The sequence below is a fragment of the Nostoc sp. NMS9 genome, assembly GCF_017114995.1.
Classification (GTDB): Bacteria; Cyanobacteriota; Cyanobacteriia; order Cyanobacteriales; family Nostocaceae; genus Nostoc.
In genome coordinates this window covers 1-23,181 of sequence record NZ_JABXKL010000090.1, presented here as the reverse complement: position 1 = coordinate 23,181, position 23,181 = coordinate 1, and the positions used below count along the sequence as shown (strand labels likewise).

Annotated in this window: 26 protein-coding genes and 2 pseudogenes; 13 read left to right on the top strand and 15 right to left on the bottom strand. The window is 42.5% G+C overall.

All coding sequences use genetic code 11. The annotated features are described in order from the left end of the window. Window positions 1-142: 142 nt before the first annotated feature. A complete protein-coding gene (locus HWQ40_RS28925) occupies window positions 143-1,339 on the bottom strand; it encodes a site-2 protease family protein (RefSeq protein ID WP_292785061.1) in 1,197 nt (398 codons plus the stop codon). Between the two features lie 327 nt (window positions 1,340-1,666). After that, window positions 1,667-1,924, bottom strand: a complete 258-nt coding sequence (gene psaK, locus HWQ40_RS28920; protein ID WP_292785059.1) for a photosystem I reaction center subunit PsaK — start codon at window positions 1,922-1,924, stop codon at window positions 1,667-1,669. 121 nt (window positions 1,925-2,045) lie between these two features. Here psaK and HWQ40_RS28915 point away from each other — a divergent pair, with 121 nt between their 5' ends. Continuing rightward, a complete protein-coding gene (locus HWQ40_RS28915; protein WP_292785057.1) occupies window positions 2,046-2,690 on the top strand; it encodes a phosphoribosylanthranilate isomerase in 645 nt (214 codons plus the stop codon). 50 nt (window positions 2,691-2,740) lie between these two features. On the opposite strand, the gene folE is transcribed toward HWQ40_RS28915, so the two are convergent. The 5 genes from folE to HWQ40_RS28890 all read right to left on the bottom strand — a co-directional run bounded on the left by folE (window position 2,741) and on the right by HWQ40_RS28890 (window position 7,660). Next, window positions 2,741-3,448, bottom strand: a complete 708-nt coding sequence (folE, locus tag HWQ40_RS28910; protein WP_292785055.1) for a GTP cyclohydrolase I FolE — start codon at window positions 3,446-3,448, stop codon at window positions 2,741-2,743. A gap of 115 nt (window positions 3,449-3,563) precedes the next feature. Beyond that, window positions 3,564-4,289 (bottom strand): SDR family oxidoreductase, encoded by a 726-nt coding sequence (locus tag HWQ40_RS28905; RefSeq protein WP_292785054.1) that lies wholly within the window; start codon window positions 4,287-4,289, stop codon window positions 3,564-3,566. Between the two features lie 355 nt (window positions 4,290-4,644). Continuing rightward, complete coding sequence (locus HWQ40_RS28900) at window positions 4,645-5,625, bottom strand: acetyl-CoA carboxylase carboxyltransferase subunit alpha (protein WP_094349744.1); 981 nt, start codon at window positions 5,623-5,625, stop codon at window positions 4,645-4,647. 157 nt (window positions 5,626-5,782) lie between these two features. Beyond that, window positions 5,783-6,802, bottom strand: coding sequence for a long-chain acyl-[acyl-carrier-protein] reductase (locus HWQ40_RS28895; protein ID WP_292785053.1), 1,020 nt, complete (start codon window positions 6,800-6,802; stop codon window positions 5,783-5,785). A 159-nt stretch (window positions 6,803-6,961) separates the two neighbouring features. Then, window positions 6,962-7,660: an aldehyde oxygenase (deformylating) gene (locus HWQ40_RS28890; protein ID WP_292785052.1), complete on the bottom strand. Its 699-nt coding sequence runs from the start codon at window positions 7,658-7,660 to the stop codon at window positions 6,962-6,964. Between the two features lie 180 nt (window positions 7,661-7,840). On the opposite strand from HWQ40_RS28890, the gene HWQ40_RS28885 reads away from it, so the two are divergent. The 3 genes from HWQ40_RS28885 to HWQ40_RS28875 all read left to right on the top strand — a co-directional run bounded on the left by HWQ40_RS28885 (window position 7,841) and on the right by HWQ40_RS28875 (window position 11,833). Next, window positions 7,841-8,668 carry a carbohydrate ABC transporter permease gene (locus HWQ40_RS28885; protein WP_292785051.1) on the top strand — a complete coding sequence of 276 codons (828 nt, stop codon included), beginning with the start codon at window positions 7,841-7,843 and terminating at the stop codon, window positions 8,666-8,668. 207 nt (window positions 8,669-8,875) lie between these two features. Then, complete coding sequence (locus HWQ40_RS28880) at window positions 8,876-9,202, top strand: hypothetical protein (RefSeq protein ID WP_292785049.1); 327 nt, start codon at window positions 8,876-8,878, stop codon at window positions 9,200-9,202. A gap of 168 nt (window positions 9,203-9,370) precedes the next feature. Next, on the top strand, window positions 9,371-11,833 hold the full coding sequence (locus HWQ40_RS28875) for a filamentous hemagglutinin N-terminal domain-containing protein (RefSeq protein WP_292785047.1): 2,463 nt from the start codon (window positions 9,371-9,373) through the stop codon (window positions 11,831-11,833). Between the two features lie 42 nt (window positions 11,834-11,875). Here HWQ40_RS28875 and HWQ40_RS28870 read toward each other — a convergent pair whose 3' ends face one another. Both HWQ40_RS28870 and cobU read right to left on the bottom strand, forming a co-directional pair. After that, window positions 11,876-12,343: a hypothetical protein gene (locus tag HWQ40_RS28870; protein ID WP_292785045.1), complete on the bottom strand. Its 468-nt coding sequence runs from the start codon at window positions 12,341-12,343 to the stop codon at window positions 11,876-11,878. Between the two features lie 52 nt (window positions 12,344-12,395). Next, window positions 12,396-12,971 carry a bifunctional adenosylcobinamide kinase/adenosylcobinamide-phosphate guanylyltransferase gene (gene cobU / locus HWQ40_RS28865; RefSeq protein WP_292785043.1) on the bottom strand — a complete coding sequence of 192 codons (576 nt, stop codon included), beginning with the start codon at window positions 12,969-12,971 and terminating at the stop codon, window positions 12,396-12,398. 402 nt (window positions 12,972-13,373) lie between these two features. On the opposite strand from cobU, the gene HWQ40_RS28860 reads away from it, so the two are divergent. From HWQ40_RS28860 to HWQ40_RS28830, 7 genes are all read left to right on the top strand, one after another. After that, complete coding sequence (locus tag HWQ40_RS28860) at window positions 13,374-14,183, top strand: hypothetical protein (RefSeq protein WP_292785041.1); 810 nt, start codon at window positions 13,374-13,376, stop codon at window positions 14,181-14,183. 222 nt (window positions 14,184-14,405) lie between these two features. Continuing rightward, window positions 14,406-15,338, top strand: coding sequence for a glycosyltransferase family 2 protein (locus HWQ40_RS28855; RefSeq protein ID WP_292785039.1), 933 nt, complete (start codon window positions 14,406-14,408; stop codon window positions 15,336-15,338). A 24-nt stretch (window positions 15,339-15,362) separates the two neighbouring features. Beyond that, on the top strand, window positions 15,363-16,319 hold the full coding sequence (locus HWQ40_RS28850; RefSeq protein WP_292785037.1) for a glycosyltransferase family 2 protein: 957 nt from the start codon (window positions 15,363-15,365) through the stop codon (window positions 16,317-16,319). Between the two features lie 45 nt (window positions 16,320-16,364). Further along, window positions 16,365-16,943 carry a hormogonium polysaccharide biosynthesis acetyltransferase HpsU gene (gene hpsU / locus HWQ40_RS28845; RefSeq protein WP_292785035.1) on the top strand — a complete coding sequence of 193 codons (579 nt, stop codon included), beginning with the start codon at window positions 16,365-16,367 and terminating at the stop codon, window positions 16,941-16,943. Window positions 16,944-17,162: 219 nt separating this feature from the next. Continuing rightward, window positions 17,163-17,327, top strand: a complete 165-nt coding sequence (locus tag HWQ40_RS28840; RefSeq protein ID WP_292785033.1) for a hypothetical protein — start codon at window positions 17,163-17,165, stop codon at window positions 17,325-17,327. Window positions 17,328-17,374: 47 nt separating this feature from the next. After that, window positions 17,375-18,258, top strand: a protein-coding gene (locus tag HWQ40_RS28835) for an IS630 family transposase (protein ID WP_292785031.1) whose coding sequence is annotated in 2 segments (ribosomal slippage) — window positions 17,375-17,713 and window positions 17,716-18,258 — 882 coding nt in all. Because the reading frame shifts where the segments join, the coding sequence is not laid out codon by codon here. 212 nt (window positions 18,259-18,470) lie between these two features. Then, window positions 18,471-18,947, top strand: a complete 477-nt coding sequence (locus HWQ40_RS28830) for a hypothetical protein (RefSeq protein WP_292785029.1) — start codon at window positions 18,471-18,473, stop codon at window positions 18,945-18,947. A gap of 258 nt (window positions 18,948-19,205) precedes the next feature. Here HWQ40_RS28830 and HWQ40_RS28825 read toward each other — a convergent pair whose 3' ends face one another. The 5 genes and pseudogenes from HWQ40_RS28825 to HWQ40_RS28805 all read right to left on the bottom strand — a co-directional run. Beyond that, window positions 19,206-19,604, bottom strand: coding sequence for a nuclear transport factor 2 family protein (locus HWQ40_RS28825; RefSeq protein WP_292785027.1), 399 nt, complete (start codon window positions 19,602-19,604; stop codon window positions 19,206-19,208). 2 nt (window positions 19,605-19,606) lie between these two features. After that, a pseudogene (locus tag HWQ40_RS28820) lies at window positions 19,607-20,009 on the bottom strand (hypothetical protein); the annotation flags it as partial. 21 nt (window positions 20,010-20,030) lie between these two features. Continuing rightward, a complete protein-coding gene (locus HWQ40_RS28815; protein WP_292785025.1) occupies window positions 20,031-20,330 on the bottom strand; it encodes a protealysin inhibitor emfourin in 300 nt (99 codons plus the stop codon). Window positions 20,331-20,499: 169 nt separating this feature from the next. Continuing rightward, window positions 20,500-21,579 carry a M4 family metallopeptidase gene (locus HWQ40_RS28810; protein ID WP_292785023.1) on the bottom strand — a complete coding sequence of 360 codons (1,080 nt, stop codon included), beginning with the start codon at window positions 21,577-21,579 and terminating at the stop codon, window positions 20,500-20,502. 415 nt (window positions 21,580-21,994) lie between these two features. Continuing rightward, window positions 21,995-22,165 (bottom strand): annotated as a pseudogene (locus tag HWQ40_RS28805) (SAM-dependent methyltransferase); the annotation flags it as partial. Between the two features lie 153 nt (window positions 22,166-22,318). Here HWQ40_RS28805 and HWQ40_RS28800 point away from each other — a divergent pair. Together HWQ40_RS28800 and HWQ40_RS28795 are read left to right on the top strand one after the other, a co-directional pair. Continuing rightward, entirely contained in the window at window positions 22,319-22,591 is a 273-nt protein-coding gene (locus HWQ40_RS28800) for a BrnT family toxin (RefSeq protein WP_292785102.1), read from the top strand. Next, window positions 22,578-22,883, top strand: coding sequence for a hypothetical protein (locus tag HWQ40_RS28795; RefSeq protein WP_292785022.1), 306 nt, complete (start codon window positions 22,578-22,580; stop codon window positions 22,881-22,883). Before HWQ40_RS28800 ends, HWQ40_RS28795 begins: the two co-directional genes overlap by 14 nt. Here HWQ40_RS28795 and HWQ40_RS28790 read toward each other — a convergent pair. Further along, on the bottom strand, window positions 22,861-23,109 hold the full coding sequence (locus HWQ40_RS28790) for a type ISP restriction/modification enzyme (RefSeq protein ID WP_366934033.1): 249 nt from the start codon (window positions 23,107-23,109) through the stop codon (window positions 22,861-22,863). The genes HWQ40_RS28795 and HWQ40_RS28790 overlap by 23 nt on opposite strands. Between the last annotated feature and the right edge of the window lie 72 nt (window positions 23,110-23,181).

The following is a 23,181-nucleotide window of genomic DNA, read 5'->3' as shown; positions in this document are numbered from 1 at the left end:
GCCTACACTACATTTTGATAAATAAAAAAGGTAGGAAATCCTACCTTTTACCCAAAAAAAGCATTTTGTAACCAAATACCAAATTAAATATCGCACAAGCTTTTGACAAATCTATTGCAAAACTATGACGAGTGTATGACGTTTAATTTGTAATTGACTTCGCTATTCCTCCCAGTTGCAACCCAGGCGGATAGCTACCTTCTTCCTTGATGCGCTTAATTTCAGCATCGGTTATCTGCAAATTTAACTTTTGTACCAACGCCCTTACAATATCACCCCGATCAATTACACCAGCTACGGCACCAGAGGGAGAAAGTACGGTAATTCTAGGTAACTGCTCATTTTCTAATTTGTTAATTACCTCAGCTATTGATGTTGATTCTGCAACGGTAGGTATTTCTGTCAGCGGATGCACTATCCTGTGTAAAGTTTCAGTTTCCCATTCACTCCTTTGGGTTAAACGAAAATCGTCAATGGAAACTAGACCCCGATAACGTCCATCAGAAGCAGCAAAATAAACCTGTGAGGGAGCGGTTTCCAACAGGTATAAATCAGCAAAGGAACGCAATGTCTGGTCAGCATCAATTACGCGAAAGTCACGAGTCATCGCATCGGCCGCCACCACCTTGAGCAAGCTTTCTTGCAATGTAGTCATGTTGTCATAGGTGTTAGCGTTGCGGACAGCAAACCAACCTAACAGCGCAATCCACAAACCAACTACTAACTCTTTGGTAACAAAATCTACAACAAATCCAAAAACGATCGCACTATAACCCAATATTTGTCCCGCCTTTGCAGCCCAGTGTACGGCTTGAAAACGATTACCTGTGATTTGCCATAGTGCTGCTTTTAACACTTGCCCCCCATCTAGAGGTAAGCCAGGAATCAGGTTAAATAGAGCCACTACTAAGTTAATTCTCGCCAAATCTCCGACCATGACACTGAGGGGATTCGTATCAGGTATCGCAAAAGCTGCCAGACGGAGGAGGAAAAATAGTATGATACTCACCAAAGGACCAGCGATCGCTACTTGAAAGGCTTTGAAAGGAGTTTTAGATTCTTCTTCAATGGCAGCAATCCCGCCAAACATAAATAGAGTAATTGAATTAACTCTAATGCCTTGCGATCGGGCTACCAAGCTATGACCCAACTCATGCAATAGCACCGAACCAAAAAGCAGCAGTGCCATAACTATTCCAGCACTCCAAGCTATAACACTTCCCCATTCCTGGTAAGCTACCCCAAAGTTCAGGGTTGCCAACCCTAAAATCACAAACCATAACGGGTCTAAAAACAGGGGAATTCCAAATAATGACCCAATTCTCCAATTTGTTTGCATTACATTGCCCTAAAACTAGATATCGTCAGTACTTTTTATACCTATATACTATGCATATTCGTATACACATCTATTGCATATTCGTATACACATCTATATTGAGCATCAATTCGGTAGTAACAAGTGACGAAATGCTCTTATTTCTAGAATAGACAATTAATGCCTATGAGCAAAACTCTGGAATTGGGAATTGAGTATGGGGCATGGGGCATTGGGCATGGGTCATAAGTTATTTCTTTCCTACTCCCCCTACCCACTGCCCAAAATCATTTTTAGGAGTTTTGTATTGATAGTGGCGTTACAAGTAACACCTCTGTCATCACAAAACTACAGACGACCGATGTAAGTTAGTCCTAGAACTATGCCAACGCCAATAATATGACCAAAAGCCATCGCAGCAACAAATGTTGGAATACTAATCGGCAAAATAGGGAACTTGGGGCCAACTAAGGGTTTTTCAATCCTAGTACTTAGCAAAACAACTACTAAGCTACTGATGCTGATGATGATTCCTACTGTGGGATTCCACACAGGTGTTGCGGGAACAGATGCAGCGGCGGCTGCTAGTAAAATAGAGGAAATCAAGGTTTTGTCTCCTGAATGGAAAAGTTAATGTAGACCTACAAGATTATAAAATTACAAGGCCCAAAAATTTTTTAGATAGTTTAGACTTTTCAGATGATTAGTTTAAATTTGTTAAATATTCATGCGCGTTAAGATTTGCGGCATTACTCAACCACAGCAGTCTATAGCGATCGCCTCTCTAGGCGCAACAGCACTAGGATTTATTTGTGTACCAAATTCACCTCGTTACGTTACCGCATTGCAAATTCGGGCAGCAGTGGCAGAACTCCCGGCAAATATTGACACAATTGGGGTTTTTGCCAACGCTAGTATCGCTGAAATCAGTCAGATAATTGCTGATTCTGGGTTGACTGGTGTGCAGTTACACGGAGATGAATCACCAAATTTTTGCTACCAACTACGTCAAGCTTTACCCAATATTGAAATTATTAAAGCACTGAGAATTCGTAGTCTTGAGCATCTTGACACAGCGGTTGATTACACCAAATTTGTCGATACTTTGCTACTTGACGCTTACCATCCGCAACAACTGGGTGGTACAGGCAAAACTTTAGATTGGAAGATGCTAGAACAATTTAGCCCTAGTTGTCCTTGGCTTTTAGCAGGGGGACTAACAGCCGATAATATTGTGGAAGCCCTAAATCAGGTTAATCCTAGCGGCGTTGATTTATCTAGTGGTGTGGAACGGACACCAGGAGATAAGGATTTAGATAAAGTAGCACTCCTATTTCACAGTCTAAAAAACATTGATTTACTTAGAAGTTAGGAGTAATGAGTTGTGAATTAACTCCTAACTCCTAACTCCTAACTCAGCATTTAAAAGAACGCTGGTTGGTGGCGAATTAAGTTAAAAAATTCTTCGCGGGTTTTGTGTTCCTCTTGGAACACACCAACCATTGCGCTAGTGACAGTCCAGGAACCTGGTTTCTGAACGCCACGCATTACCATGCACATGTGGCTAGCTTCCATCACTACAGCAACGCCTTGAGGTTCTAGAACGGTCTGGATTGCTTCGGCAATTTGACGAGTTAACCTCTCTTGTACTTGTAAGCGACGGGAATACATCTCAACAATCCGGGCCAGCTTACTCAGTCCGACAACTTTTTGGTTGGGAATATAAGCAACGTGCGCTCTACCCATAAATGGCAGCATGTGGTGTTCGCACAAACTAAAGAAATTAATATCTCTAACTAGCACCATCTCGCTATGCCCTTCATCAAAGATGGCATCGTTAACGAGTTCTTCAAGAGATTGGTTGTACCCACTGGTAAGAAACCGCATTGCCTCGGCTACTCGTTTGGGTGTTTTCAGGAGTCCTTCGCGTTCGGGGTCTTCGCCAACTCCCAGTATTAGTGTCCGCACGGCGTCCTTCATTTCCTCCATCTGTTCCTCTGTTGGCGGGAACACATCCGGTTGTCGCCCGTTATTAGTATTGCGATCGGGTCTGGGAGTTATGGCTTCTGCCAAGTCGGGAATCAGAGGCGATTGAGAGCAATTGGAACCGTTGGAACTAGCAATAGTCATGATTCAGTCTTGGTTATGGTTTTAATTTAGTTATGAGTTATGAGTTATGAGTTAGGAGTTATAAATTTATAACTCCTAACTTTTAACTCATAACTTCTAACTCCTAACTTCGCAATTAGAGTGCGCCAGCGCTGGGCATCAAGGTCAATTCATCAATCACTGCCTGTTGTGGTAACAGAACTGTATAGAGAATTGACTGAGCCACAATTTCCGGGGTTAACATTTTAGAACGGTCTAAGTTGATATGGACTGTTTCTGTATCCCAAAGTTCGGTATTGACTGCGCCAGGACAGATAGCTGTGACACGAATGCCATGAGTGCGTTCTTCTTGTGCCAGGGTTTGAGAGAGGGCTATCAAACCAGCTTTGCTGACGCTGTATGCTCCCCAACCGGGAAAGGGTTGCTTGGCGGCAATTGAGGCGACGTTGATAATTGTGCCTGCGCCTTGATCGCGCATTGAAGGTAAAATCCCCACAATGCACTGAAACACGCTGGTGAGATTCAAGTCAATTACCTGCTGCCAGCCCTCTAGTGAAATTTCGCTCAAAGTTCCTGTATAGGCAATGCCAGCATTGTTTACCAGAATGTTTATATCACCAAAGTCAAGAGCGATCGCTTGGATCTTTTCTTTGACTTCCAAGATCCGCGCTAAATCTACAGCGTAAGCTTTCGCTTCCACCCCAGTATGCTCTACGGCTTCTCTTACCGCCTCCAATTTATCCAAAGAACGGCTGACTAAGGCGACATCTATTCCCGCTTTGGCAAAGGCTAAAGCCGTTGCTTTCCCAATTCCACTACTTGCCCCAGTAATCAGGGCGCGTCGTTTTTGCTCAACATTCATGGTGTCTCCCAATTTTTTGGCAGTTCCCAAAGCCTATTACCATCCCATTATTCACACTTCTCGGTTTGGATAGATTAAAGGAATCTAAAAATCTGATGATTTTCATTAAGCAAATGCTATGATGCAGCACAACAGTTCCCATATTGTGGGTTTTAGCAGTGAAGACAACAAGTTGTTGCCTGGAAAACCACGCCGTACATTCAAATTAGATTATTTACATAATACAAAACCCACTCAATTAAATTGAGTAGATTTGCCAAATATGCGAATGCCTATGGCTAGATTGTTAAAAATCTTTAAGCACATAGGCAATTATAGCATTGCTGCTTTACTAATAAATCATTATGCAGTGCCGTTAGTGAGCAACTTCTGTAAAAACACCAATTTTGCGGAATTTTTCATAGCGCAGTTGGCGGCGTTCTGGAGCGGTTAAACGATTGAGTTCGTCTAAATTTTCCATTAGCACTTGCTTGAGAGTGGTAGCGGCTTTTAAGGGGTCGGAATGAGCGCCACCAGTGGGTTCAGGCAGTATTTGGTCGATAATTCCCAACTTTTTCAGGTCATGGGAAATAATTTTTAGCGCCACAGCGGCTTGGGGAGCCTTACCAGCATCTTTCCACAAAATGGCGGCGCAGGCTTCGGGAGTGGCGACGGTGTAAACGGAGTGTTCAAACATGAGTAGGCGATCGCCTACTCCAATACCAAGTGCGCCACCAGAACCACCTTCACCGATAACTGTGCAGATAATTGGCACATCCAAGCAAAACATTTCCCGTAAGTTGTAAGCGATCGCTTCTCCTTGACCTTGGTGTTCTGCTTCTACCCCAGACCAAGCTCCGGGCGTGTCGATAAAAGTTAGTATCGGCATACTAAACTTGTTGGCGTGTTCCATCAACCGCATGGCTTTGCGATAGCCGCCAGGGTAAGGCATTCCAAAGTTACGGGCAATATTGTCTTTAGTATCGCGTCCTTTTTGATGACCCAACATTACCACAGGTTGCCCACTCAGACGACCAACACCACCAACTAAAGCTGGATCGTCACCACCACAGCGATCGCCATGCAATTCCATCCATTCATCACTAATTGCCTGAATGTAATCGAGAGTACTAGGGCGACGCGGATGACGAGCGACTTGTAATCGCTGGGACGGGGATAGACTAGTGAAAATTTCCTCACGTAGTTGCATGGCGCGTGCTTCTAGTTGACGAATTTGACCAGAAACATCGACGCCATTTTCTTCTGCAAGTTGCCGAATTTGATCGATTCGGGTTGCAAGTTCTGCTAGGGGCTTTTCAAAATCTAACAGTAGCGGTTTACGCTCGGTAGTTGCCATCGTAGGGGTTATAAGTTACGAGTTATAAGTTTTTCAGAGTGAGGGATGAGGAGTTAGGATGTTAGGAGTTATGAGTGAGGAGTTAGGTATTAGAAGGCGTGTACTGATGAAAGTTATTAACTCTTAACTCCTAACTTTTAACTCCTAACTCTTACAGTTAAACCAGCAGCGGTCTAAATCCATGCTTCACAGATACCTTACCAATCTGCTCCATTTTGTCTACGGTAATCTGATTCCGTCCCCACGAAAAGTTCGTGTATAACTTCTCAAATTCCAGCAGCATTGATTCGGCAAAACAAGCAAACAACTGGCGGGCTGGCACGTCCATATTGACGATTTTCATAATTTTCCAGTCAATATCCAGGGAATGCTCTACAATCCCACCATTTAACACATATACACCAGGATGCTGAACTTTTGTTGCTAAGTTTTTAGGATAGCCACCATCAATCAATAAACAGGGTTGTTTCAAAGTGGTGGGGTCAATTTCCACGCCTCTGGGCATACTAGCAACCCAAACTACAACGTCAGCTTCAGGCAATGCTTCTGTCAAACCCATGATTTTTCCTCGTCCCAGTTCGCCTTGCAGTTCTTTGAGGCGTTCTTGATCGCGGGCGATTAATAAAAGTTCTTTGACATCTGTTTTTGCATCTAGCCAGCGGGTAACTGCACTACCAATATCCCCAGTTGCCCCACATATTGCAACAGTCGCTTTTGACAGATCGATTCCCAGTTGTTTTGAGGCTTCTTCTACCTGCTTACAAATAATGTAGGCAGTATGTGTGTTTCCTGTGGTGAAACGTTCAAACTCTAGTTTAATGTTGCGGACTTGGCTAAACTGGTCTAACTTAAAGTTTTCAAAAATAATCGACGAAAATCCCCCTAAAGCTGTAATGTTAATGCCATGCTTTTGTGCGTGAGCCATCGCGTTGAGGATTTTGCGCGTTGCGGCTTTGATGCGCCTACTGGCCAGCATCTCCGGCAAAAAGCAAGATTCTACATACCGTCCTTCAATTTTTTGCCCAGTTACACTGGTGACAATAATGGTATCGACAATTTGCGGTGGGGCGCTGCACCAAAAGTCTAGCCCTTGATCGGCATATTCTGGGTATCCCAATTCTTGAGCTACCGCTTGAGCGTGTTCTAAACTAGTCAGATGTCCAATTAGACCAAACATGTAGTGATTATTAGGCTTATGCTGTCTTGAGGGGGTGGAATTTATTAGAGTTGGGAGTTAGGAGTTGGGAGTTAGGAGTTGGGAGTTAGGAGTTGGGAGTTAGGAGTTAGGAGTACGACTCATAATTTCTCACTGATCATTCCTCACTCCTAACTTTTTTTAAGCGGCTATGAGTCCGTAGGCTGACAAGCGCATGATGTCGCGAGTCGTGAAGCCTATGTTACTTAATGCTTCACCGTATTGAATCATAAAGTCTTCTACCAAAGCATCTTTTTCCATTGCCATTGTGTGGGCATCACCCTCTACTTTATTAAGCATTTTCCAGACGATAGGTAAGTTCTGGCGATTTGCTTGTTCTAGTTCAGCTTTGGATTCTGTGAAATGCTCTTTTAACCAAACTTCTCCAAAGTTGAGGTGGCTGTATTCTTCTTTTACTACTCCTTCCGTGATTTTGCGGGCAAAAGCGTCAGCGACGGGGATGTAAATGTTATATGCTGCGATCGCAAAACATTCGATAATCAAAGACTGAATCAACAGACAAGTGACGACCTTTCCGGACGCCGCTGCTGTTTGGAAATTTTGGTGTAGTCCAGAGAAAAATTCCTTGGCAAATTGCAAATCTGGGGTGACTTCCAAGTTACGCCCACAAGCTTCAAATCCTTTCTTGTGGCGGCTTTCCATCTTGGACAGGCGAATCAATTCATCATGAGATTCTGGCAGCAGTTTGGCTAATGTGATGTAATTTTCATGGGCTTCTTGTTCCCCTTCAATCACGATCGCATTAATCCGGCTATAAGCATCTTTGTATGTTTCGCTCTTGAAATCTAATTCTTTAAATTGGTCTGCAAGCTGCTGCATGGTTATGTTTACTCCTGTAAACTTGAATTATTTGACACCAGGATTGAATTTACCCTATGAACTGAGGGTAACAATTACTGTGGTTTAATTTAACTTAACAAGTAGACTATGTTTATAGATTAATGGTTGCTGGGGGCAATGCTCTAGTACTAGCGAAATAAATGCTTTGCGGCTCAAGTTATGTCTAAACCAAACCCGAATCTAAAATCTGGTGATTTTTTGAGCCTAGTAATCTTACTGCTAGGGGTATTTATCGTTCTACTACCGCTGTTTGTGGTCTTTCTCACCTCCTTTGCACCGACAGCCGCCAGCCCAGAAAATTTGTCCAAAAATAACTGGTCTTTAGCAAATTACCGCGTTGCGTGGCAACAAGGGAAATTTTTGCTGGCGTTTGCTAATTCTACCTTGGTAGCGATCGCTGTGACGGCGTTTCAGATTGTCACTTCTGCTTTGGCTGGTTACGCCCTAGCACGGTTGAAGTTTCGGGGACGCCAAGCACTGCTACTAGTCGTTTTAGCAACTTTAGTAATTCCCTTTCAGTTATTGGTGATTCCCATCTTTTTGGTGTTGAAGTGGGGACACCTGATAAATACATACTGGGCGCTCATTCTACCCACTGCGGTTAGCGGATTTGGGATTTTCTTATTACGTCAGTATTTCCAGACAATTCCCCTGGAGTTAGAGGAAGCCGCAGCGATAGATGGGGCGAACCGACTGCAAATTTTGTGGCGGGTGATGTTACCTTTAGCCCGTCCGGCCTTAGTGACACTGTTTTTGTTCACCTTCATCGGTGAGTGGAATGATTTGTTTAAGCCTCTAGTATTTACGACAAGACCAGAATTAAGGACGGTGCAACTAGCATTGGCTGAGTTTCAGGAGCAATTTACAAATAATTGGCCCTTGATGATGGCAGCAGTGACAATAGCGACAGTTCCAGTGATGGTATTATTTCTCATCGGTCAGCGTCAATTTCTTCAGGGTATTGCTGCGACGGGGATTAAGAATTAGTGGGGAAACAGACGGGAAATGAAAGCCCGATTTTAGTTACTAGACGAGATGCCCACTCTACAATAAATAATTTGAATTGGTGTTATCGCAAAATAAGCTGCAAAGGAAATCCCGCAGGAAAACATGAACTTTTATGACACTTAGCGTAATCATTGCTAACTAAACTGAAGCAATAATTATACACATTCCGTCAGGAAGGAAAACAATATGAGTTCTCAACAAGTTATAGACCCTCAATTATTACAGCAGTTACAAGAAGAGATTCAGCAGAAAATGGATCAAAGCCTAGAAAACGCTGACTTACATTCAGTGCTTGAAAAGTACGGCTTATTAGAATATAGAGTCTTGAGAATTCATTGGCAGTGTAATCTCGACCCCAATCAACTCAAATCTGATGATGCAGTTGATGAACAGCAACCCAATGCATTATTGGCAGAAACTCCAACAGCTTCAATACCAGAAATTGTGTTAGTCAAAAAAGCATTGTGTATCCCTTGCCCGTCAACTGGCAGCCCTTTAGGCTGTTACTGCTAAATAATTTAATCTTCGGACTGCAAAGAGTTTATTCTAGTGAATGTAAAAATACTAAACTTTGCTTTTATGTAGTAGTTAGGCTACAGAGATCACATCAGCGTACTAACATCACTAATTAGCAAAAAGCAGTATTTTAATAAACTCTTATTTTTTGAGCGCAAGTTTTTCATGTCTCAAAACCGAAGCAGTTGCCAGTGCAAGTTAGGAATAGTGAGTACTTTAGTAATTGCTGGAGTGCTCACTTTTGCTGAGAGTTTTGCCTTAGCTCAAATTCAAACAGATACCACGCTCGGATCTGAAAGCTCAATAATTACACCAAAGCTAATTGATGGTCAGCCTACAGACCAGATTGATGGTGGAGCAGTTCGTGGTACAAACTTGTTCCACAGCTTTGAACAGTTTTCTGTCTCTGCGGGAAGGACAGCCCATTTTAACAATGCAATCGATATTCAGAACATCATCAGTCGGGTGACAGGCAATTCTGTTTCTAATATAGATGGCATTCTTAAAGCTAACGGCACAGCCAATATATTTCTGATTAATCCTAACGGCATTGTTTTTGGGCCCAATGCTTCTTTAAATATTGGCGGTTCATTTGTGGCTAGTACGGCGAGTAGTTTGAACTTTGCTGATGGTACAAACTTTAGTGCTACATCTGGTCAAACTGCACCTCTACTCACAGAAAGTGTTCCTATAGGTTTACAATTCGGAACAACTGCTCGACCTATCCGCAATCAATCCCAAGCAAGTCCAAATAATGCAATTAATACCTTCGGACAAGGTGTTGGTCTACAAGTGCAGCAAGGCAAAACCTTAGCACTTATAGGCGGTGATATAACGCTAGAGGGCGGAAATATAACGGCAAGTGGGGGAAGAATTGAGTTAGGAAGTGTTGCTGGCAATAGTTTGGTTGGTGTAAGTTCAACGAATCAAGGTTGGGCATTCGGATATGAAGGTGTTCAAAATTTTCAGAACATCCAACTAACCCAGCAAAGTGAGATTCCGTCTACTATCGATACCAGTGGCCAAGGTGGCGGTAATATCCACTTGCAAGGACAGCGTGTACTGGTAACTGACGGTTCACAAATTTTGGCTCTTACCCTGGGAGCGCAACCAGGAGGAAATTTGACAGTGAACGCTTCCGAGTCTGTAGAACTTGGAATAAATGCATTCTTGTCTACTGGATCTTTCAACACTGGAAACTCTGGAGATATAAATATCACTACCAGAAAGTTGATTGTCAGAGATGGAGCGCAAGTCTTAATGTTCAATGTTGGTTCGGGATTGGCAGGGCAATTGACCATAAATGCCTCAGATTCCGTAGAACTAATTGCAGGCATCCCCATTTCTCCTTTGCCAGATGGTAGTGATTTAACATCCAGTGGATTATTTAGTGCAACTTATGGCGCTCCAAATGCTGGCAGCATAATAATTAATACTGGAAAGTTACGTATCGAGGGAGGTGCAGCAATATCAACAAGTTCTGAAGGTATACTTGGGCGTTTTTCTAACCAATTTATACCAGCTACAGGAAATGGAGGAGATTTGATAGTGAACGCCTCTGAGTCCATAGAATTAATGGGAACCTCAGCAAATGGTTCTAGGCTCAGTAACTTATTCGCTGGCACTCAAGGGCCTGGAAATGGCGGCAACTTGACCCTAACTACAGGGCGATTGGTTATCAAAGATGGGGCAGCAATAACTGTGAGCAGTGAAGCTCGAAAAAATGTTAACTATCAAGGGGGTATACCCAATTTAGGTCTAGCAGGCGAACTCAATATAAGCGCTCGTTCCATCCTGCTGGATAAAGGAAAACTCACATCTGATAGTGAGTCAGGTAAGGGCGGTGACATTGCGGTACAGGTGCAGGACTTATTACTGATGCGTCGCAACAGTCAAATCTCTACTAATGCTGGAGGTGATAAAACTGGCGGTAATATCACCATCAATGCACGTAATGGCTTTCTCGTCGCCACTCCTTTCGGAAATAGCGATATTACCGCCAACGCCAACTTTGGTTCTGGTGGTAAAATTGCGATCGCCGCTAAGAATACCTTTGGGTTTGTGTCACGCACTCGTGCAGAGGTGGAGAGGCTCGATCCAAAAGATATAAACCCGAATAACATACCAACAAGTGACATTACAGCATTTTCTCAACAAAACCCTTCATTAAGTGGCACTGTACAAATCAACTCACCAGATGCTGACCCCAGTAAAGGATTAGTGGAACTACCCGTAAATCTGGTTGATGCTTCGCAGCAAGTTGCTGCTAGTTGTAGTTCTGGTGGAAAAATAGCAAGAGGTTCATTTGTTACTACTGGGCGTGGAGGAATACAAGCCGATCCCACAGAGCCATTGATAGCTGATGATGCGGTGCTGGTAGGTTGGATCGCCCTCCCTCCAGAGAGTCAGAATCGTGCTGAGGGTATTCAGAAAAGAGTGGTTATTCAGGCGCAAGGATACACAGAAGAAAAATCACAGAAGGTTAATTCTGTCAATGAGCCTACTCAAATTGTAGAAGCCCAAGGGTGGATTCTAGATGCCAATGGAAACGTGGTTTTGGTTGCTCAAGTACCCACTGCATCGCCCCATAACTCCTCGCTCGTCCCTACATCTTGTGCTGCTAATTAAAATTTGAGATTATCGTAACTTTTGTTGGTGCGTTGGCGGAGTTTATGTAATATTCTTTACAAGCCGATCGCGAATTATTTGGAGTTGGTCTTGAGTCTTAATTGGCTCTCGCGGTGCTGGCAATTCAGTATTCGGCCAGTTAGGTAAATCATTGCAGGGACATAACAACGCCGGCATCCCGACGTTTCGCTTGGCTACTGGCATACTACAACGGCCACAAGGCATAATATCCCATGCTGGTGTCAACAATTCAGCAATGGTTTCGTATGTACCCTCAAGGTAACAATCACCCGATTCCGGTGAAATAATTTTTTGCCAGCACTCTTCAAATTCTTGACTATAGCGATCGCCATTTAGCACCGATAGCGGAGCGTTAGCGAGTCCGCGTTCGCGCAGCGTCTCGCAGAGAGCGTCTTGGGGCAAAATTGCCTCACCGTTGCCCGTAATCACTTTCTTACCCAACTGAAACCAGTAGGCAAGGTATCGTTTAAGTTCTTGTTTGGTTGCCATATTACAATTCTAGATTTTAGATTTTAGATTTGGGATTAATTTGAATCAACAGTTAAGAATCTTGACTCCTAAATGTTCCAGCATCACCTCTATTTGGCAATGGCGAACCAAGAATGCTGAGATTGAGAACATGGCCGCCAGTCACTAAATAAACAGTTTCGCTAAGTGTTGCTAGCTGGCGTACTAAAGAACCGAGGCGATCGCGGAACGTTCTCCCAAGGGGATAAGCTGGGATCACACCCCAACCCACCTCTTCTGCTACGAACAGCATATCAGCAGCAACCAGTTCCACCGTCTCCAAAAACTCTGCAAGGGCATTTTCCCAGTTAGATTCGTCCTGTTCTAGGAGATTAGCAACCCAAGTTCCTAAAGAATCAACTAAAAGACAGGTATAGGGTTTGGCATCAGCAAGGGTAGCAGACAGTTCCACGGCTACAGATAAAGTTACCCAGTCTTGAGGACGACGTTGTTGGTGCTCTAAAATGCGTTGATGCCACTCTTGATCGTCTAGGTTATCGGTGGCTGTTGCTATATAAACAACTGCTTTTCCTGACTGCATAGCTAAAGTTTCTGCCCATTCACTTTTACCAGATCGTGCTGGCCCTGTTACTAAGATGATTTTACCCAAAGTTTTTTACTGAGTATTTTAACAAGAGAGGCAGGAGGCAGAGGGCAGGAGGCAGAAGGAATATTGCCGTTGCCTCTTGCGGTTATTATCGCAAATGAGCTTGTAGTTTGAGTCCTCCACCAAAATCTACGATTTCGTGGCTTGGAATTAGATGGGGTTGAGAGCAACAGATAAATTCCAACCTCCTGCCTCCTGCCTCCTGCCTCCTCCACATACCCACGGTTACAATTTATTACCACAATTTTTTACTTCATCGGTGAGATTTTTGGTTTCAAATAACTTTTAAGGGATAAAATTAGCACCAGCATCATTGATGCTACAACTGGCAAAAGTCAAAAATCCCAACAACCCCATTCTCAATTATTCAATACCACTGGGGAAAGCAAACTTTAGGATATCTTTATGAACGCAGGCTTAAAACGCATTGAAGCAACTCTACACGATTTAGGGAATCGCGGCACTGCCTCTACTGCCGAAACAGGTGATTCGACGACAAAACGGCCTTTCTCTTTTAGAATCAGCGTCGGAGCCAACGAACCCACAGAAAGTACACAAATTCCATCCTCTCAGGATGAGAAACTCGTTGAATTGAGCAAAGAAACTGAGAGTGATTATCCTTCAGAACAAAATTTCTTTCCTCACCATGACTCTGTGCAGACCTTTCAAGCAGAAGATAATGGTGGCAAAACACCTAGCCTACCCAAGTTGAAAACTCCGAGCTTTAGTAGCCATCGCAACGGAGCGAATCCAGCATTGGCGATGAATCTATTGCAAGAAATTCAGGAAACCGTCGCCGATTGGGAAACAGAATTGCAAAATATTTTGAAGCAAATTCAGGATATTTACTTAGAAGGGCCAATTGTCAATGGCTGGTTAGAATCCAATCCCACCGAACCAGAACCGGGAGGAACCGCGACACTGCGCCATGCAGAAGTTGACCGCCTGATGAACTACGTAGAAGAAATTTGCGCCACTGGTGGAAAAGTATCTTATCAATCATCTATTACTGGCTATCGCCTCTGTGGTGTAGACGATACTGGTAAAGTTTGGTCGCGCCCATGTCCACCGGATCAGGTTCCCAATGTTAGTATGGCGATCGCTCGTTACCAAAAGTTACGTCAACTGCTAGGACGCAAGCAATCTTTGGAAACCCGCCTTAGTCAACTGGCGCAAACTCTTGTAGTTTTACACGGTCATATTCAACAAACGTAAAGTTTTAAAGATTATTTCCGAAGAAACTCGGTTGGTAGGTCGGTAACTTTTGGTTTAGATTAACTCTCAGCAGTTATAGCGTTGGATTTAAGATTTTAATCTAAAATCGTTCGACTGAGCGTAGCCGTACCCCTTCGTGGAAGCAAGCTACGTGTAACGTTCCGTTCGCGCAGCGTCTCGTAGAGAAGGAAAGTCCCAAATCTCAAATCCAAAATTCAATCTATGCCAGACATCCAAATTTCTGCCATTATCTGTACTTACAATCGAGATACCTATTTAGGGGCTGCAATTGATAGTCTTTTAGCACAGGATTTTGCTGCTGACTTTGAAATTGTAGTAGTTGATAATGGATCTAGCGATCGCACTCGTGAGGTTGTAGAACAAAGAAGCCACAATCCGCGCCTGAAGTATGTTTTTGAACCCACCATTGGTTTATCTGTCGCCCGTAACACAGGTGCAAAGGTAGCCAGTGGTGATATTCTTGCTTATCTAGATGACGATGCCGTTGCCAGTAAGGGCTGGCTACAAGTTTTATATTTTGCCTATTACAATAATTCTAAGCTAGCGATCGCAGGTGGCAAAGTCACTCTCCTGTGGCCCTCAGGAATTCAACAACCACGGTGGCTATCTCCGGGGCTAGCTGCAAATCTGGGTGCATACGACTTAGGTGAAAGTAACATCTACATTGAGCAACCTGGCTCAACACCCAGAGGCTTAAATTACTCCATCCGTCGCAGTTTCCTAGAAGAAATTGGCGGTTTCGATCCTCATCTCGGTCGAGTGGGTAAAAATTTATTATCTAACGAAGAACTGCAAATGACCGAATTCGCCCTACAGCGTGGTTGGCAAGTCGCTTATCTTCCCGAAGCACTCGTTGCTCACAATGTAGCCCCAGAGCGCCTCCAACGCTCCTGGTTTTTAAACCGAGGCTGGTGGCAGGGTATCAGTGAATGCTATCGAGAACAACTCGCTGGTAAGGCTGGGATCGCTCAATTGCAGCGAGGTAGCGAACGGTTTTTGCGAGGCTTGTATAAAGCATTACAATATTTCTCCGATCCAGCAGAACGGTTTGACAAACTGGTGTATGCTTACGGTCAGATTGGTTACTTAAATGCTGCTATTCAAGGTCTTTTATCTACATCAAATAAGAAATAACCAGTAACATAATTTCTACTCAATATGTCATCTAAAATACCAGTTTCAGTACTAATTCCGGCAAAAAACGAACAAGCTAACTTGCCTGCTTGCCTTGCTAGCCTCAGCAGAGCAGATGAAATATTTGTAGTAGATTCTCAAAGTACCGACAACAGCATTGAAATTGCTAAAAGTCACGGTGTAAATGTCGTACAATTCAACTTCAATGGACGCTGGCCTAAAAAGAAAAACTGGTCTTTGGATAATCTCCCTTTTCGTAATGAATGGGTGCTAATTGTAGATTGTGATGAGCGCATCACTCCCGAACTTTGGGAAGAAATTGACCAAGCAATTCAAAATGGTGAATATACAGGTTATTATCTCAACCGCCGCGTATTTTTCTTAGGAAAATGGATTCGTTATGGTGGTAAATATCCTGATTGGAATCTACGTTTATTTCAACATAAAAAAGGTCGCTACGAAAATCTAAATACAGAAGATATTCCTAATACTGGTGATAACGAAGTTCACGAACATGTAATTTTGCAAGGGAAAGTTGGGTATCTCAAAAATGATATGCTCCACGAAGACTTCCGCGACCTTTATCACTGGTTAGAACGCCATAACCGCTATTCAAACTGGGAAGCCAGGGTTTATTTTAATATTCTTACAGGTAAAGATGATAGCGGTACTATCGGCGCTAATCTATTTGGTGATGCCGTACAACGCAAACGATTTTTGAAAAAAGTGTGGGTACACCTACCATTTAAACCCATTTTGCGATTTGTTTTGTTTTATATAATTCAGCGCGGTTTTTTAGATGGCAAAGCAGGATATATCTATGCACGTTTGCTGAGTCAATATGAATATCAAATTGGCGTTAAACTTTACGAATTACGCAACTGTGGTGGTCACTTAAATACTGCAACTATCCCGAAGGATGGAGCAGAGGACCAGGGGAGCAGAGAAGCAGAAGCAAAGCTATTGACCATTGATTCCTAACTAATAACTAATGACAAATGACCAATGACAAATGACCAATGACCAATGACTAATGACCCGTTCGTAGATTTACGCAAATATGACCAATCTTGGTTTGACCGGGGGCGTCCAAGTTGGTATGTTTTATTATGGTGGTTTGTACAAGCGATCGCCTTTCCTCTAACTCCTCAACCGTTAAATATTCTGCGTTGTGCTTTGCTACGATTATTTGGCGCTCGTATCGGCAAAGGTGTATTAATTCGACCCACAGCCCGCTTTACCTACCCCTGGAAAGTCACTATTGGTAACTACAGTTGGATTGGAGATAACGTAGTTTTATATAGCCTCGATCAGATCCACATCGGTGAACATTGCGTAATTTCACAAAAGAGTTACCTGTGTACTGGTACTCACGATCTCCAAGATCCTGCCTTTGGGTTGAAAACAGCGAGTATTACCATTGACAATGGTGCATGGGTAGCGGCAGATTGTTTTGTTGGGCCAGGAGTGCAAATCGGGGCTAATGCTGTGATTGGCGCTCGGAGTAGTGTTTTTACTAATATGCCTTCTGGGCAGGTTTGTTGGGGAAGTCCTTGTCGTGCTAAAACGGCTCGGCTAAAACTCGATGCTTCCACAACGCCGTGATTTTTGCGATCGCACTATATACAAAATATCAACAAGAAATTAGTAGACCTCTTGCACAAATGCAAAATTCGCCCTCATCCCCCAACCCCTTCTCCCAATTTTGGGAGAAGGGGAGCCAATTTCAAAGTCCCTCTCCCAAGCTTGGGAGAGGGATTTAGGGTGAGGGCTTTTGATTCATGTAAGAAGTCTAGTGTGTTGTTGGTTGATATGATGCCATGTATGGATAGACCAACGACTATCAATGTGTTGAAAAAAATTAATCCAGACATCAAAATTATTGGTGTTAGTGGATTAGCATCCAATCAGGAAATGATTAAAAACCTTGGTAATAGTGTTATAGCAACCGCCAAGGCGATTAGGACAAACAGTATACTTGATGAGTAAAGTAACAAATATTGATACTGCTCAAGCGGACAGTAGAGGAATAGATAATGCCAAAACCCTACAGTTACGACCTACGTCAGAAAGTAATTCAAGCAATTGAGTTAGACGGGATGAGCAAGAGTGAAGCATCTCAAGTTTTTCAAATCAGTCGAAATACAATCAACCTATGGCTTCAACGTAAAGCCACCACTGGAGATTACCAAGCTTTACCAAATCAACCATTAGGGAATGGTGATAAAATTACTGACTGGGAAAAATTTGGGAAATTTGTCGAGGTTAATGGGGATAAAACCCAAGTAGAGATGGCCAAACTATGGTCAGTAGAAATTAAAGAAATTAGCGCTCGCACAATATCAAGAGCCTTACGGAAAATTGGGTTCACTCGTAAAAAAAAACTTATGGTTATCAAGAACGAGATGAAGTTAAACGACAAGCATTCAGTGAAGAGATAGCGATGTATAAACCAGAGTCAATAGTCTATATAGACAAAGCTGGACTGGATAATAGAGAAGATTATAGGTATGGTTGGAATCAAAGAGGCAATCGCTTTCATGCTCTTAAAAGTGGCAGGAGGCAAGGGCGAGTTAATATGATCGCCGCTTGTTGTAATGGGAAGTTATTTGCTCCGTTTACTGTTGAGGGAGCAAGGAAGCGAAACGTATTTGAAACTTGGCTTGAAACTTGTTTAATTCCAGCGCTTAAACCCGGACAAATAGTGATTGCAGATAATGCTACATTTCACCGAGGCGGATGTATTCAAGAATTAATTGAAGCGGCAGACTGTCACTTAAAATACTTACCGCCTTATTCGCCTGATCTTAATAAAATTGAGCGATGTTGGTCATGGTTGAAGAGTCGAATTCGTAAACAACTCATTCAATTTGACTGTCTTCGAGATGCCATAGAAGATGTTCTTCGCACAGCGTCCTAACTGCCTTGGCGATTGCTATAAAACCCTTTTGTCCAAGCCCTACACCTCAAGCGATTTGTTAATAAATTTACAGATAGTTATTAGCACAAAGTAGAGTTTGTCATTAGTCATTAGTCATTTGTCATTAGTGAATAACCAATGCCCCATGCCCAAGCAAAATGGTAAGTAGCAGTGGTAATATGTTTTCATGGCTGCTCTAATCCTTGCTATTAATGAACAAACTATTGGATGAAACGCTGTCAATCAAAATTGCTGAACAGATAAACAGCAAAGCTAGCACTCCGTTTGATAATGCTTATAAAGCAGCATTATCTACTGAGGGAGCAAAGTATATTCAGGGATTTTTAGCTTTTGCTGGGAAGCCATATAGACCTATTGAACACAGTTGGATTGAGCTAGACGACGCCTCCGATGTCCGCATTATCGATCCCACATTACCTTACCTGAACAAAAATCCCCAAGAAATCTGGTATTTTGCAGCACATAGTCTGACTGTTAAAAAACTGAAAGCCATCATTGAAGAATCAAAAGAAGATTATCCAGAAGATGATCCATTGCCAATTTATGGCGATCCACCTTATGAATATTACGGTGATGTAATGTTGGGTGGTCAAGACTATCTGGCAGCATATCAAGCCGCAGAGGCTAAGTGCAGAGAAATCAACGAACTCAACCCTGAGAGTAACTAATAAAAATCAATTAAATAATTCATAATTACCGAAGAAAGGCAGAGGGCAGGAGGCAGGAGGCAGGAGGAAGAAAATATATTTTTTGCCCTCTGCGAAACGGGTTTAGAGCAAGTAAATTTATTTATGAAAAACAAAGAAATATGTATTTCGAGACGTGTAGCGCAAGAAATACAGCGTCCTTATTAAATTCCCTAAATTTATTTATGGGGATTCCAACTGAGCCTCCTGCCTTCTGCCTCCTGCCTCCTTAAGAATTATTTAATACGATTTACCATCGCTGCCAAAGTATTCTCTATAGCCACAAATTTTGTCTTCACGCACATCAAAAGAAACCGCTACCCGATTTCTGTAAGGCTGTCCGAATAAAAGACCCTCGTCCCGAAACTCAAAGACAGCAGTCGTTTCATTACTGGTAACACGGTCTAGACCAGTCAGCTTCAACCCAGGACTAAAGGATTCAGAAACGTACTCGAAAAATTCTCTAGCTCGCTCTTTTCCCACGTTTAAACCGTGGAATTTTGCCATTGGAAACCAAAGGGTGAAATCTTCTGTGAGCATATCTAACAATGCTTCCCACTCTCCTGTTGCCATTCCATGTGTAAGATGCTCAAATGCCTGTTGAGCAACTTTTAAAGTATTTTCTGAATTTTGTGTCATTCTCACCACCCATTGAGTATAAGCTGATACCATGTTACTTGAAATTTCACAACTACTTTGCCACAATTCTGACCACTGAGAAGATATTCTACAGCGTCGGGTATTGATTGTATGCCTTGAAACTGTAGCAACTTTGAGTTTGCCTGTATAGAAGAGGTAAAAGATGCGATCGCGTGCCTCTGCCATATATTCTTTATAATGAGGCATGAGAAAGCCTCTCACAGAAGCAGCTTTCCAAAATAGCTGGTGATCAAAGCGTGGTTGTGTCATTTGTGCTAAATTATTTGCGTATTTGGAGATAAAACCAGCCACTACTAAACCTTCCCGTACCGTCAAGTTTGCAACACAGGTATCAAATACCGCTTTACTTACACACTCAAAAATTAAATTAATCCAATTGAAATGGAGACTTATAAGTAATTCTTTTTACTTTTTCTGTGCAACTGTCTGTAGCCATTCAATTAGGGGTTTTAAGGTTCCTGGCAATGCTGACTCACTGACAGTCACTGTATGCTGCTTGCCGTTATCTTCTACTGTTAACTTATACTGAAAGCGATCGCTCTGGGGATTTGGTGAAGTAATTAGTTCCGGTAGCCTAAATAAATCAGCAACTTCCACTAATTGGGGAAGTGTCGCAGCTTCATGTGCCGGGAGAGTGTCTGTATCAACGGTTATCTTCTTGGTAATTCCAGCAAAGCCGCCCGTGCGTTCAAATGATACCCGCATTTTTTTGCTCTCCGTTGTGTTATTTAGTTGGAATACATACTAAGACTGGGAGATGATAGTTATCACGTCCCAGTTTAACAACAACAAACAACAGATTAATCAGTCCTGAGTCTTGAGTGAGGCAGTGGAAGGTATTGAACATTTATTCCTAACTCCTCACTCATCACTCCTAAATAACTCCTACCTTTTGCCAGGCATTTCGCACAGCTTTTTGCTCATTACTGTCATTACCGTAGAGTTCGCCAGCAACTTGAATGGTGACGTTGGCAGCTTTTTTAAAATCTGCTTTGGCACGCAAGCGATCACGTAAAGCTATATACCATATTTTGCCAGCTTTTTCCCAAGCATACCCACCAATCTCCACAGCCGCTAGATAAAAGGCATGGTTAGGGATTCCTGAGTTTATATGCACTCCAGCATTATCTTCAACACCAGTATATTTATCTTTCATGTGGGCTGGTTGGGGATCTTTACCCAATACCGAATCATCATAAGCTGTTCCCGGTACTTTCATTGACCGCAGGGCAACACCTTTGACAGTTGGTACTAAAAGACCTTCACCAATCAGCCAGTCTGCTTCTTGTGCAGTCTGATTTTTGGACTTTTGTTTCACCAAGGAACCAAAGACATCAGAAAACGATTCATTTAGTGCCCCTGGTTCGCCATAATACTGCAAACCCGCTTCATACTGAGTTATCCCATGAGCTAACTCATGCCCAATTACATCAATTGATTTCGTAAAGCGCTGAAACATTTCTCCATCGCCATCACCATAAACCATTTGGTCGCCGTTCCAAAAGGCGTTGTCATATTTAACGCCATAATGCACGGTGGAGTCTAAACGTAGTCCTTTGTCGTCAATAGAATTGCGATCGAATATTTCATGAAATAAGTCATAAGTAGCACCAGCCGCATCGTAGGCTTCATTTACTGATGCATCACTGCTTGGCGGATCTCCTTCAGCACGTACTAATGTGCCAGGGAGTTGCTGTCCATATTTGGCATCGTAGATGGTGCGGCGCTTCTCACCTGGAGAAGGTGCAAAGGAGATACTACCTATGACATCTCTGCGTCCACGAAGCTGTGCTGAAATATTTAATGTATGAAAAGCCCAACTCCGCTGCTGAGGATTGCCATTCACCACGACATTTTCCAGCATGTGGGGCGGGATAATACAACAAATAGGGCATCTAGAGACGAGTGGATGCTCATACTTAAACCCGGCTGATTTCTTTTTATTTCGAGCCATCCAAGATATTCTCCTTTTAAAACTAAGTGATGGCAAACAGTGGCTTTAACTCCACTGGAGAAAGGAGCAGAAAAACGAATCCAAATCGCGTGTTTCTGGTTTCTTTTCTGAAGGAAATTTTCTACTCTGTATTTTCGGATAGGTCTGTAGAGGATTGATAGTATCCTCATCGGTACTTATGATGTGGAAATATTGTATAAAAACACAAAGCCAGCTTAATTAGCTCAAGTTTCAGTCAAAACCCTTGTGTGAGTTAGCAAAACCTCCTTTACATACCTAATGCGTTTATATATTAGTTCTTATCAAGATAAATAATATTATTTATTGCTGTTTTGTTACTATCAAGTTGTTAATGCTATAAATGCCTATTGGAGACAGGCGAATCTCAAATCTAGGCATCCAAAACCGAAAATTTTCACAAACAGCCACCAAATACCGCCAGACCATAATATTTCCAAGGTACTGCGACTGTCTTAAATCCAGCTTTGCTCAACATTTGGAAATGACTATCTAAGCTAGCTAGCTGGTCTTGGCTAGAGTAACCTTCAGTAGTGCTGGTGGCACGTTTAGCGCGAATCTCTGTCAATTAATCATCCATCATTACCGAGGTATATGGTACATCGGTGGGAGGAACTTTTAGTATTAAAATATATGGACGAAAATATACTTTTTCAAAAACAACGTACAATATTATTGAGAGGCTTGCTAAATTCGTCATAGTGAGGGTAATTCTGTGGAATTGGGGTTTGAATGGCATGAAACAAAAGCCAAAGAAAACCTCAAGAAGCATGGAATTAGCTTTGAGGAAGCAAAAACTGTATTCAATGACCCGTTTTCGATTACTATCACTGATCCTGACCACTCAATTGAGGAAGAACGATACATTGATATTGGTCTTTCTTTACGAGGAGAGTTACTCGTTGTAGTTTATACAGAACGTCAACCCAATATTCGCATTATCAGTTGCCGCCAAGCCACAAAAGCAGAACGGAAAGTTTATGAACAAAGTTAATTCTGAGCAGCCTGATATCACGGATAACGATATGCTTCCAGAGTACGATTTCACTGATGGTGTTCGTGGAAAGCATTACCAAGCTTATCGGCGTGGACATACTGTTACCATTCATCAAGCTGATGAGACAACTGTTGTACAGCACTTTACCCTTGAAGATGGGGCAGTAATGCTTGATCCCGATGTACAGGAATATTTTCCTAATGGAGAAGCTGTCAATCAGGCTTTACGCACATTGATTAGTCTGTTCCCGAAAAATAACGAATCGATTACAACTCAATCTGTTGAATAATCTGCATTGTTTCCACACTGACGGTGCAGACTCTTTGTAGTAAATCAATCACTTGTTCTTTGTAATCTGCAAAGCGATATGTATTGAATTTTTCAGCAATTGTCGGGTCTTTAGGTTTCTTTTCTTTGTATTGATCTAATATCCACTCTAAAGCACAACGGTTGCCAAGGCGATATTCCCAAGCAATTTTGGGGACACCTTCTAAAGTTGTGACATCATCTAAAATTATGGTTCCATTGGCTGTAAGTAGTTAGACATGATTAAATATAAAACGCTCAACGGAGTAATTACTTTTGTC

Coding starts and splice junctions, on each gene's coding strand:
- HWQ40_RS28925 (WP_292785061.1), bottom strand. CDS start 1,339: ATGCAAACAAATTGGAGAATTGGGTCATTATTTGGAATTCCCCTGTTT.
- HWQ40_RS28915 (WP_292785057.1), top strand. CDS start 2,046: ATGCGCGTTAAGATTTGCGGCATTACTCAACCACAGCAGTCTATAGCG.
- folE (WP_292785055.1), bottom strand. CDS start 3,448: ATGACTATTGCTAGTTCCAACGGTTCCAATTGCTCTCAATCGCCTCTG.
- HWQ40_RS28905 (WP_292785054.1), bottom strand. CDS start 4,289: ATGAATGTTGAGCAAAAACGACGCGCCCTGATTACTGGGGCAAGTAGT.
- HWQ40_RS28900 (WP_094349744.1), bottom strand. CDS start 5,625: ATGGCAACTACCGAGCGTAAACCGCTACTGTTAGATTTTGAAAAGCCC.
- HWQ40_RS28895 (WP_292785053.1), bottom strand. CDS start 6,802: ATGTTTGGTCTAATTGGACATCTGACTAGTTTAGAACACGCTCAAGCG.
- HWQ40_RS28890 (WP_292785052.1), bottom strand. CDS start 7,660: ATGCAGCAGCTTGCAGACCAATTTAAAGAATTAGATTTCAAGAGCGAA.
- HWQ40_RS28885 (WP_292785051.1), top strand. CDS start 7,841: ATGTCTAAACCAAACCCGAATCTAAAATCTGGTGATTTTTTGAGCCTA.
- HWQ40_RS28880 (WP_292785049.1), top strand. CDS start 8,876: ATGAGTTCTCAACAAGTTATAGACCCTCAATTATTACAGCAGTTACAA.
- HWQ40_RS28875 (WP_292785047.1), top strand. CDS start 9,371: ATGTCTCAAAACCGAAGCAGTTGCCAGTGCAAGTTAGGAATAGTGAGT.
- HWQ40_RS28870 (WP_292785045.1), bottom strand. CDS start 12,343: ATGGCAACCAAACAAGAACTTAAACGATACCTTGCCTACTGGTTTCAG.
- HWQ40_RS28860 (WP_292785041.1), top strand. CDS start 13,374: ATGAACGCAGGCTTAAAACGCATTGAAGCAACTCTACACGATTTAGGG.
- HWQ40_RS28855 (WP_292785039.1), top strand. CDS start 14,406: ATGCCAGACATCCAAATTTCTGCCATTATCTGTACTTACAATCGAGAT.
- HWQ40_RS28850 (WP_292785037.1), top strand. CDS start 15,363: ATGTCATCTAAAATACCAGTTTCAGTACTAATTCCGGCAAAAAACGAA.
- hpsU (WP_292785035.1), top strand. CDS start 16,365: ATGACTAATGACCCGTTCGTAGATTTACGCAAATATGACCAATCTTGG.
- HWQ40_RS28840 (WP_292785033.1), top strand. CDS start 17,163: ATGGATAGACCAACGACTATCAATGTGTTGAAAAAAATTAATCCAGAC.
- HWQ40_RS28830 (WP_292785029.1), top strand. CDS start 18,471: ATGAACAAACTATTGGATGAAACGCTGTCAATCAAAATTGCTGAACAG.
- HWQ40_RS28825 (WP_292785027.1), bottom strand. CDS start 19,604: ATGACACAAAATTCAGAAAATACTTTAAAAGTTGCTCAACAGGCATTT.
- HWQ40_RS28815 (WP_292785025.1), bottom strand. CDS start 20,330: ATGCGGGTATCATTTGAACGCACGGGCGGCTTTGCTGGAATTACCAAG.
- HWQ40_RS28810 (WP_292785023.1), bottom strand. CDS start 21,579: ATGGCTCGAAATAAAAAGAAATCAGCCGGGTTTAAGTATGAGCATCCA.
- HWQ40_RS28795 (WP_292785022.1), top strand. CDS start 22,578: ATGAACAAAGTTAATTCTGAGCAGCCTGATATCACGGATAACGATATG.